This window comes from Bacillota bacterium (assembly GCA_040754675.1).
Lineage (GTDB): Bacteria > Bacillota > Limnochordia > Limnochordales > Geochordaceae > Geochorda.
In genome coordinates this window covers 1-10,119 of sequence record JBFMCJ010000105.1, presented here as the reverse complement: position 1 = coordinate 10,119, position 10,119 = coordinate 1, and the positions used below count along the sequence as shown (strand labels likewise).

Here is a 10,119-nt window from a genome sequence, read left to right as displayed (position 1 = left end):
GCGGACGCCGGTGGACGACTCCCGGGGCAGCATCGTCTGCACGGCCCAGCTCAAGGGGTTCGCGTTCGAGTATATGACCGCCGGCAGGGTGGTGGTGCTCGGCGATCCCGGGCCGTGGATCTGCGCCGGGATGACGGGCGGCGTCGTCTATCTGCGCCTGGCCCCCTGCCTGGGCCTTGACGAAGGGGCGCTGCGCCGGCGCATCGCGCGATCCGCGAAGGTGCGGATCTCACCCATCGACGAGCGCGGCGAGCAGGACATCCGGGAACTCTTGGGGGAGTACGCCGGCTACCTGCGAAGGAGCGGCCAGGAGGCCGATGCACTCGAGGTCGAGCGCCTCGCGGCCGCCTGCCGGGAGCATTTCCTGGCGGTCCGCGCAGCGGCCGAACAGGTCGACCCTCACGTCGCCACCGAGTGAGTTGGCCAGGACAGGGGGCGAGGGCCCCTGGGGCCGCCCTGCCCTCGCCCCGAAGGCTTCCGATTCAGGAGACCTGCCGGAGTTGGTGCAGGCAGTCGAGGCAGATGTTTTTCTCGTGAAACCGGCGCAGGTTGTCGGCGTTTCCGCAGAAGATGCAGGCCGGTTCGTACTTCTTCAGGATGATCTTCTCGCCGTCGACGTAGATCTCCAGGGCGTCCTTCTCGTTGATCTGTAGCGTGCGCCGCAATTCGATGGGGATGACCACGCGCCCCAGCTCATCGACCTTGCGCACGATCCCGGTCGACTTCATCGCCCGAACCCCCCTTCCCCGGCCGCGAATTCCTGTCTCTTCCAGTCCATACGCATTATATGGAAGCAGGGGGTGTTCGTCAACAAAAAAAGCAAGAGCTGGCAATGCCCGCAGATGATGCCATTGCGCCTCTCCTGCGGCTCAAAGGAACCGGGCGAACAGCGCCACCAGGCCGGCCGCCACCAGCGGGCCAACCGGAATCCCCCCCAGGAGCCAGACGCCGGCCAGGGAGCCTGCCACAAGCCCCATCAGCACCTCGGGGCGCGCCTGCATCAACGCCACGCCGTCGGCGGCGAGCCGGCTTGCGATGAGACCCACCGCCAGGCTGAGCAGGCCTGTGGGCGTGAGCAAGACCCGGGAGAAGAGTTCGGGGGCGCGCACCGCTCCGGAGACGGCGGGTAAGAGCAGCCCAAGGACGAGGAAGAGCACCCCCAGTTCCGTGCTGTGGCGCGCCGTGGCCTCGAGGCTGCCGGGTGGCCCCAGTTCCCGAACGAACAGGGCGAGCAGCGCCGCCAGCCCCACGGCGTCGTTGCCGCTGGTCAGCCCCACGGCAGAGAGCACAAGCAACAGCAACAGCTCCCACATAGCCAGGCCTCCCAAGCTTATGCGGCCTGTCCTGCGCTCTACGCCCCGCGATATAATGAACCCGGTGAACAAATGACTCGCGGCTTTCTTTTTGCGTGCGCGAAACGGAACGAGGGGGTGCGCAGGGAAGAGGGATGGCAGCCGCTCAACTGACCGAAGAGGCGGTGCGGGAAGCCCTGCGCCGGGTCGTCGACCCGGAGCTCGGCATCAACATCGTGGACCTCGGCCTGATCTACGGGATCGAGATAGAGGGCGGCAAGGTTCACGTTCGCATGACCCTCACGGCCATCGGGTGTCCGCTTGCCTACATGGTGAACGAGATGGTCAACCAGGCCGTGCGGGAGATTCCCGGCGTGGAGGACGTCCAGGTGGAGATCGTCTGGGACCCGCCCTGGACGCCGGAGCGGATGAGCGAGGAGGCAAAGGCGCTCCTCGGGTTCTGGTGAGGCTTGCCTGGGGCGCTCAAGCGCCCAGGCCGAACAGCCGGCGGGCCGCCGCGGTGGTGACGCGTGCCACCTCGTCCACCGGCAGCCCCCGGACTTCGGCCAGCTTGCGGGCGACAAGGGCCACGTAGGCCGGCTCGTTGCGCCTGCCCCGGTGCGGAACCGGCGCCAGGTACGGCGCGTCGGTCTCCAGCAAGATCCGGTCGAGGGGCACTGACGCCGCCACCTCGCGGATCCCGTCGGCGTTGTGGAACGTGAGCATCCCCCCGACACCCACGTACCACCCCAGGTCAAGGGCGCGCCTCGCCTGCTCGAGGCTTCCGGCGAAGGCGTGCATCACGCCCCGGGAAGGTCTTTCTCGTCCCAGGATGGCCAGCACGTCGTCTTCCGCCTCCCGGGCGTGGACGATGGCCGCCTTGCCCAGGGAAGCTGCCAGGTGCAGCTGGCGCCTGAAGAGTTCCAGCTGGACCTTCCGGGGCGAGAAGTCGTAGTGGTAGTCGAGCCCGATCTCACCGATAGCCACCACGCGGGGATGGGAGGCCAGAGCCTGCAGTTCCCGCAAGGCCGCCTCCACGTCCCCAACCTGTCCGGCTTCGTGGGGGTGGATGCCAACGGCGGCCCACACCGCGGCGCCGCCGGCACCCTCCGTCTCCCCGTATCGCTCGGCCAGCGCCAGGGCCTGGCGGGACGTGGCCAGGTCGGCGCCGCACGTGACGACGGTGCTCACCCCGGCGTCGAGTGCCCGCCGCAGCACCTGCTCCCGGTCGTCCTCGAAGCGCTGGTCGTCGAGGTGAAGGTGCGTATCGACCAGCGGCACCTGCGTCACTTGACCTTGCTCCCCGGCGGGATGGGCGCCTCCGGGGTGACCAGCGTCAGCCGCCCGTCGGCCGTGGACGCCGCCAGCAGCATACCCTGGGAGATTTCGCCCCGAAGCCTGGCCGGCTTGAGATTGGCAACCACCACGATGTACTTGCCGGCAAGCTGTTCGGGCGTGTAGTGCTGGGCGATGCCCGCCACGATCTGGCGGGGCTCGGGCTCGCCCACGTCCACCTTCAGCTTCAAGAGTTTGTCTGCTCCGGGGATTCGGGCTGCCTCGAGCACCCTGGCCACCCTCAGGTCAACGTGCCCGAACTCGTCGATGGTGATGACTCCGCCGGGCTGCGGACCGTTTTGCGCGCGCGGCGTGGCCGGGGCTGCCGGGCCCGGGCTCGTGGACGCTGCCGGTGCAGGGGCCGCTGCGGCTGCGTCCGGCTCTTTCGCGCCGATGGCCTTCGGCGCAGTTTCCTCCAGGTCGAGGATGCGCGGGAAGAGCGGCTGGCCCCGGCGGGTCTGGGTACCCGGCCGGCTCCTGCCCCACGCCAGGTCGCTGAAGCGCTGGCTTTGCAGCGGCTCCTGGATGCCGAGCTGCTCCCAGATGGCGCGCCCCGCCTTCGGCATGAACGGCGCCACCAAAAGCGCCGTCACCCGCAGCGCTTCGGCGAGGTTGTACAGCACCGTGCGCAGCCGCTCCCCGGCGGCAGGGTCCTCCTTCTGGCGCCGGTTGAGAACCCACGGCTCCGTCTGGTCGATGTACTTGTTGGCACGCCGCACGAAGCGCCAGATGGTGGCCAGGGCCGTGTCGATGTCGAGCGCTTGCAGCTTCTCGTTCGCCTCGTTGGCCACCTGGCGGGCGAGGGTGCGGAGCTCCCGGTCGACTCCCTCCTCGGCGCCGGGCTCGGGGAGGACGCCGCCGTTGTAGCGTTCCAGCATGCTCAGGCTTCGGTAGACCAGGTTGCCGAGGTCGTTGGCGAGATCCGCGTTGATGCGTTCCACCAGGGCCTCCTCCGAGAAGTTGCCGTCCTGCCCGAACGACACCTCCCGCAGCAGGAAGTAGCGCACGGCGTCGCTGCCGTACCGGTCGATGAGGACGTTGGGGTCCACCACGTTGCCCTTCGATTTGCTCATCTTCTGCTGGTCGAACAAGAGCCACCCGTGCCCGAACACCTGGCGAGGCAGCGGCAACTCTGCGGCCATGAGGATGATGGGCCAGATGACGGTGTGGAACCGCACGATCTCCTTGCCGACCAGGTGCAACTCGGCAGGCCAGTAGCGGCCGAACTTCGCGTCGTCTTGCAGGTAGCCCACCCCGGTCAGGTAGTTGGTGAGCGCGTCGAACCAGACGTAGATCACGTGCTTCGGGTCGCCGGGCACCGGGATGCCCCAGTCGAACGTGGTGCGGGAGACGCACAGGTCCTCCAGCCCCTGCTTGATGAACGCCACCATCTCGTTGCGCCGCGTGGGCGGCTGGATGAACTCGGGATGGGCCTCGATGTGGTCGAGGAGCCGGCCGGCGTACCTGGAGAGGCGGAAGAAGTAGCTCTCCTCGCGCAACAGCTCCACCGGGCGCCCGCAGTCCGGGCACTTGCCGTCCACCAGCCGGCTTTCGAGCCAGAACGTCTCGCACTGCACGCAGTACCAGCCCTCGTAGGTGCTCTTGTAGATGTCGCCCTTGTCGTATATGGTCTTGAAGATGTGTTGCACGACCCGCTCGTGGTCCGGGTCGGTGGTGCGGATGAAGTGGTCGTAGTCGATGTCCAGCCGCTTCCAGAGCTCCTTGAACGTGGCCACGATGTGGTCCACGTACTGCCGCGGCGTCACGCCCCGTTCCGCAGCGACGCGCTGGATCTTCTGGCCGTGCTCGTCCGAGCCCGTCAGGAAGAAGACGTCTTCGCCCAGGAACTTGTGCCAGCGCGCCAGCGCATCGGCCGCGGTGGTCGTGTACGCATGGCCGATGTGCAGCCGGTCGCTGGGGTAGTAGATGGGGGTCGTGATGTAGAACTTGCCGGATGCGGCCATGGTCGGCCATCCTCCTTTTCTCCCGGCTTTCGGGCGGGCCGCGCTCCCGGGCAGGCGCGGACGGCAAGGAATGAGGAAGCCCCCCGCCTCCGTGCCGGCCCGCCACGCAACGCGTGGAAGACGGTACGGGGGCGGAGGGCCCTTCACACAGGCTGCCCGCGCGGTACCACCCCGACTTCGCCGCTGCCTTGCGGCAAGCGGCCTCGGCGGGTGCTCGCCTGGCTCAACAGAAATCCCCGAGGCGAATACCCCGGCACGATAACGGGTGCACCCGGCAACCTCTACTGGCGGGCCCTGGGCCTCGGCCGGACCCGCGTTGGAGGCGCTGCTCCGGGGCCATGTTCGGCGGGGCCACGCCGCCGGCTTGCACCGTACCCGGCTCGCTGCGAGGCGGGCGCAGCCGCCTACTCGCTCCCCTTCATCGCATGCGGCGGTAGCTTATACTTGATGTGGCCTTATTGTGGCGCGCAGGCCGCACCGATGTCAAGGCCCCGGGCTGCCGGGCGGCTCTTGAGCAGCGGGAATCGGGCGGCTGCTGGACGGATGGGACTCGAGACCCGGCCAGCTTCCGGGGGAAGGGGGCCGCAGAATGCTCCTGGCACGCCTTCGTGCCGAAGTGGTGGGCGTCGGGCGCAGGCTTCTGCAAACCGGGCTCGTGGTGGGCACCTCGGGCAACGTGAGCGCCCGCGACCCCGAGACGGGCCTGATGGCCATCTCTCCTTCGGGCATGGAATACGACCGTATCGAGGCGGAGGACGTGCCCGTCGTGGACCACCGGGGCCGGCCCGTCGAGGGCCGCCGGCGCCCGTCCACCGAGCTGCCGACGCACCTCGCCATCTACCGCGAGCGGCGGGACGTGGCGGCTATCGTCCACACCCACTCGCCGTACGCTACGGTGCTGGCCGTGCTGGGCTGGTCGCTGCCGCCGATCCTGGGGGAGGCCGCGGGGGTGTTCGGGGGCGAGGTGCGGGTGGCCGAATACGCCACGACCGGATCCGAACTGCTCGGGCGCTACACGGTCGAGGCGCTCGAAGGCCGCCAGGCCGTCCTGATGAAGAACCACGGCGCCATCGCGGTCGGGGAGAGCCTGCTCGAGGCGCTGCACGTGGCCTGGGTTCTGGAGTCGACGGCGCGCGTGTACTGGGCCGCCCGGGTGGCCGGCCCGGTGCTCGAGCTTCCCCCGGACGAGGTCATCCGCATCCGGCATGGCTACCTGACGAACTACGGGCAGCGGCCGAAGAGGCTGCATCCGGCGGGCGAGGGGGGCCATGCCGGTCAGGGGGCTCAGGCGGCCCAGGCGGAGACGGGCGCATCGCGCGGCGGGGTGACCGACCAGGCCCGAAAGCAGTGATGCCGGTGTGTGATGAAAGGGTGAGCGGCCTTGGGGGCCGAGAAAGAGTCCCCCGGCTTCAACCGCGGGGATGACGTCAAATCCGCAGGCCTGCGGATCGCTCTGGCCCAGATCAACGCGGTCGTGGGGGATCTGGCGGGCAACGCCGAACGCATCGAAGCGTTCGCCCGCCGGGCCTACGACGCAGGCGCCCACATCGTCGCGTTCCCGGAACTTGCGGTAACGGGCTACCCGCCGGAGGACCTGCTGCTGCGCCCGGGCTTCGTGCGGGAGAACCGCCGCACCCTGGAAGAACTGGCGCGGCGCCTGCCGCCGCTCGTCGCCATCGTGGGGTTCGTCGACTCCGACGACGACATCTACAACGCGGCCGCCGTCATCGAGGGCGGCGAGATCCGGGCCATCTACCACAAGGAGCTTCTGCCCAACTACGGGGTGTTCGACGAGTTCCGCTACTTCGAGGCGGGGCGGCGCCCGCTGGTGTTGACCTGGGGCCCCTACCGGATCGGGGTGAACATCTGCGAGGACATCTGGTACCCTGACGGCCCCGCGCGCCTGCAGAGCCTGGTCGGCGGCGCCCAGGTCATCGTCAACATCTCGAGTTCGCCTTACCACATGGGCAAGATCGCCGAGCGGGAGCGCATGCTGGCCACCCGGGCCCGCGACTACCGGGTCGCCCTGGCCTACGTCAACATGGTGGGTGGCCAGGACGAGCTGGTCTTCGACGGCACCAGCGCCGTCATCGACGAGGACGGCCGGGTGGTGGCGCGGGCGCCCTCCTTCGACGAGGCGCTGCTGGTGGCGGACGTCGACCCGGCGGCGGTCTTTCACCGCCGGCTGCACGATCCCAGGCGGCGGCAGCAGAGGATGTGGCTTATGAGCGGGCAGGGAGGCGAGACGGGCCAACTGGTCGAGCAGGTCAACATCCCGATCCGGGACGGCGGGCGGCCAGGCGATGAGGCGGCCCCGGCGGGCGAGGCAAGCGCCGCTCACGCGCCCGAGGTGAGGCCGCTTCTGGATGCGGAAGCCGAGGTCTACGCCGCGCTTTGCACGGGCCTCAAAGATTACGTCCGCAAGAACGGCTTCGAGACCGTCGTCATCGGGCTTTCCGGCGGCATCGACTCCTCGCTGGTGGCGGCCATCGCGGCGGATGCGCTGGGCCCTGGCCGGGTGGTGGGGCTCGGCCTGCCTTCACGCTTTTCGTCGCCGGAGAGCCTGGAAGACGCTCGGGAAGTGGCGCGGCGGCTCGGGATCCGGTTCGAGGTCATCTCCATAGAGCCGATCTTCTCAGCGTACCTGGAGACCCTGAAGCCGGCCTTTGCGGGGCGGCCGTTCGACGTGGCCGAGGAGAACATCCAGGCCCGCATCCGGGGCAATATCTGGATGGCGCTGTCCAACAAGTTCGGCTGGCTTGTCCTGACGGCCAGCAACAAGAGCGAGATGGCCGTCGGATACGGCACTCTATACGGCGACATGGCTGGCGGGTTTGCGGTCATCAAGGACGTCCCCAAGACGTGGGTCTACCGCCTCGCCCGCTGGCGAAACACGAGGCCGGGCGGCCCCGTCATCCCCGACCGGGTGTTCGCGAAGGCCCCCTCGGCCGAGCTGCGCCCGGGCCAGAAAGATACCGACACGCTGCCGCCCTACGAGGTCCTGGACCCCATGGTGACCGCCTACATGGAAGAGGACAGGGACGCCCACGGGCTTGTGGCCATGGGCTTCGAGCCGGCGGTGGTGGAGAAGGTCGCGGCCATGATCGCCCGAAGCGAGTACAAGCGCCGGCAGGCGCCCCCGGGCGTGAAGGTGACGCCGAGGGCGTTCGGCCGGGACTGGCGCTTCCCCATCACCAACCGCTACGTGGAGCGCCTGCGCTGAGAGAAAAGGCTCCCGGCGGACCTCCGGCAGTCCCTCAGGCGGAACGGCGCCGCCAGCGCAGCACCAGCCCCGCCGGCACCGGCGGCCACGGACGTACGGCGTCCGCAGGGGTCGCGTTGTTCTCCAGCGCCGCGGCAAGAAGCTGCGCTGGTGCAGGAGGGGCCAGGAAGAACGCCGCGACGGCCTCTCCGGAGTCCACCCGGTCGAGCGCCTTGACCGGTGAGAGTTCCGTGGCGACGGGCGGGGCGTTGGTGCGGCTTTCCTGCGGCGGCATGCCGAGGATCCGCTCGAAGACCAGGGCGTGCAGCACGTTGATGTCCATGGCCCTCCACGCCGCCCGCCCCAGCGGGTGGGTCCAGCTCTCCATGAACATGCGCCCCTTGGAGCGTACCAGCCGGAAGCGTCCCCGCCCGGTGTACAGCACGAAACCGCTGAACTCGGGCCGCGCCTTGCCGAGTTCGGCGAGCGCCGCCTCCAGGGCGGCCACCGGGTCACCGGGAGCCGCGGTTTGCGGCACCTCCATCACCCGGAAGAAGGACGCCAGGCGCTGCTCGAGCCGTCCGGCCGAGATGCCGCTCGATGCCAGCAGCAGCCGGTGCACCGGCAGAACGGCCGGCACCTCTGCGCCCGGTCCATCCACGGAGGTGACCAGGGCCAGGACCGATGGCGGCATGCCGTTGGGCGGCGCGCCCCTGCGTGTGACCAGCTCGCGTTCGGCTGCCACCTGGAGCCCGCCCTGCACGGCCGCCATCGGCACCCCCGACAGGATCCCGGCGGCCTGCTGCGCCTGATCCGCCGCAAGGCGCCAGAGTTCGTGCGAGCCGCCCTGGGGGTCGCCGAACTTCAGCACGGGCTGTCCCCCCACCGCCTGCGACACGAGGGAGTCAAGTTGTTTGGCCCGGTCCTCGAGCGCCGCCTTCGAAAAGACGGCCCAGACGGGCGCCACGTCCAGGGCAAAGGCCTTCATGGCCGGCACCATCTGCTCGACGGCGGACGGGTCGAGCTGCTCGGTTACCCGCAGCGGATGATCCTTGTCAAAGCCCAGGCCCGCCAGGATTCCGACGTAGCTTCCTTCCTCGACTACTCCGGGGCCGTGGCGCAGTTCCTCCGGAACCGGGCGGCGGCAGCGGTAGAGGTAAAGTGACGGCGAGTCATCCTGCGCCAGCACCTGGTGCCGGAGCCAATCGCCGGCTACGGTCCCTGCCCAGTCGGAGAACAGGCGCGAGGCATGGTGCTGGTCGGATCGGGTGGCCGTCGCCACGGCACGGCGCTGATAGGCAGCCGTGGCGGGCTCGGCGCCCTGCCCCTTCCCGGATGGGTGCCGGATGGTATGGGGCCCCCAATCCGCGGCGTCGGCCAGCAGGGAGGCCACTTCACCGGCTCGCTCGGGGTTGTAGTGAAGACCGGCAAACGGCAGCACTCTCGGCATGTCGCGGCGACGCCCTCCTTTTCGTACGGGAATGGGGGTTCGGCGGCCGGTCGGCATGTCCTGGCAGTATACTCCTTTTGTGGGTTGCGGGCCGAAGGCAAGACGCGCTAAGAGGGGGCGAAGATGCTGCCGTGAGTTCTGCACTCCTGTCTGAAGGCGTTCTGGCGAAGTTTCTGCGCTACGTTCAGGTGGACAGCCCGTCGGCGGAAGGGGCCAACCAGGTGCCCTCCACGCCCGAACAGTGGCAGATGGCACGCCTGTTGCGGGACGAGTTGGTGCGGCTCGACCTGCAGGACGTCGAGCTCAGCGATCACGGGGTGCTTACCGCCACGCTGCCCGGCCCCGCATCCGGGCCTGCCGTCGGGCTCATCGCGCACTACGACACGTTTCCGGGGGTGCCGGGCAGAGGCATCAAGCCCATCGTGCACCACGCTTACGGCGGTGGCGACATCCGGCTTCCGGCGGGCCCCGTGCTCTCGCCCGGGGAACAGCCGGCCCTCAGGCAGTGCATCGGGCACGACCTGGTCACCTCGGACGGCAGCACGCTTTTGGGGGCAGACGACAAGGCCGGAGTGGCCGAGGTCATGGAGGTGCTCTGCCGCCTCATCCGCGAGCCCGAGCGGCGGCGGCCGACAGTTCGGGTGGCCTTCACGCCCGACGAGGAGACCGGCGCGGGGATCCGGCACCTGGACGTGGCCAGGTTCAACTGTGTGGCGGCCTATACGCTGGACGGCAGCGGGCCCGGGGAGCTCTCCGGCGAAAACTTCGACGCGCTCAACTTGAAGGTGGTGCTGCACGGCAAGAGCGCCCATACCGGTACGGCCCGCGGGCGAATGATCAACGCGGTGCGGATGGCGGCGGAGTTCATCGCCGGGA

The 10,119-nt window shown here is 69.2% G+C and carries 10 protein-coding genes; 5 read left to right on the top strand and 5 right to left on the bottom strand.

The genetic code is table 11. The features are described from left to right. Positions 1–418: hypothetical protein (locus tag AB1609_08125; GenBank protein MEW6046434.1), on the top strand; the 418-nt coding region annotated here is incomplete at its 5' end. Between the two features lie 64 nt (positions 419–482). Here AB1609_08125 and AB1609_08120 read toward each other — a convergent pair. Both AB1609_08120 and AB1609_08115 read right to left on the bottom strand, forming a co-directional pair. Then, positions 483–728, bottom strand: coding sequence for an AbrB/MazE/SpoVT family DNA-binding domain-containing protein (locus AB1609_08120; GenBank protein ID MEW6046433.1), 246 nt, complete (start codon positions 726–728; stop codon positions 483–485). Between the two features lie 141 nt (positions 729–869). Beyond that, positions 870–1,313, bottom strand: coding sequence for a DUF441 family protein (locus tag AB1609_08115; GenBank protein MEW6046432.1), 444 nt, complete (start codon positions 1,311–1,313; stop codon positions 870–872). A 134-nt stretch (positions 1,314–1,447) separates the two neighbouring features. Here AB1609_08115 and AB1609_08110 point away from each other — a divergent pair, with 134 nt between their 5' ends. Next, the gene (locus tag AB1609_08110) at positions 1,448–1,759 is read left to right on the top strand and encodes an iron-sulfur cluster assembly protein (GenBank protein MEW6046431.1); all 312 of its coding nucleotides are present in this window, start codon (positions 1,448–1,450) and stop codon (positions 1,757–1,759) included. A 16-nt stretch (positions 1,760–1,775) separates the two neighbouring features. On the opposite strand, the gene AB1609_08105 is transcribed toward AB1609_08110, so the two are convergent. Together AB1609_08105 and metG are read right to left on the bottom strand one after the other, a co-directional pair. Further along, positions 1,776–2,582: a TatD family hydrolase gene (locus tag AB1609_08105; GenBank protein MEW6046430.1), complete on the bottom strand. Its 807-nt coding sequence runs from the start codon at positions 2,580–2,582 to the stop codon at positions 1,776–1,778. Then, a complete protein-coding gene (gene metG, locus AB1609_08100; protein ID MEW6046429.1) occupies positions 2,579–4,591 on the bottom strand; it encodes a methionine--tRNA ligase in 2,013 nt (670 codons plus the stop codon). The genes AB1609_08105 and metG overlap by 4 nt, the downstream gene beginning before the upstream one ends. Before the next feature lie 589 nt (positions 4,592–5,180). Between metG and AB1609_08095 the strand changes: the two genes are divergently transcribed. Together AB1609_08095 and AB1609_08090 are read left to right on the top strand one after the other, a co-directional pair. Continuing rightward, positions 5,181–5,942 (top strand): class II aldolase/adducin family protein, encoded by a 762-nt coding sequence (locus tag AB1609_08095; protein MEW6046428.1) that lies wholly within the window; start codon positions 5,181–5,183, stop codon positions 5,940–5,942. A 30-nt stretch (positions 5,943–5,972) separates the two neighbouring features. After that, the gene (locus tag AB1609_08090) at positions 5,973–7,814 is read left to right on the top strand and encodes an NAD+ synthase (GenBank protein ID MEW6046427.1); all 1,842 of its coding nucleotides are present in this window, start codon (positions 5,973–5,975) and stop codon (positions 7,812–7,814) included. A gap of 34 nt (positions 7,815–7,848) precedes the next feature. On the opposite strand, the gene AB1609_08085 is transcribed toward AB1609_08090, so the two are convergent. Then, positions 7,849–9,243 (bottom strand): DUF1015 family protein, encoded by a 1,395-nt coding sequence (locus AB1609_08085; protein MEW6046426.1) that lies wholly within the window; start codon positions 9,241–9,243, stop codon positions 7,849–7,851. Between the two features lie 131 nt (positions 9,244–9,374). Between AB1609_08085 and pepT the strand changes: the two genes are divergently transcribed. Beyond that, positions 9,375–10,119 (top strand): tripeptide aminopeptidase PepT (gene pepT / locus AB1609_08080; GenBank protein ID MEW6046425.1); only part of this gene is annotated, 745 nt, incomplete at its 3' end.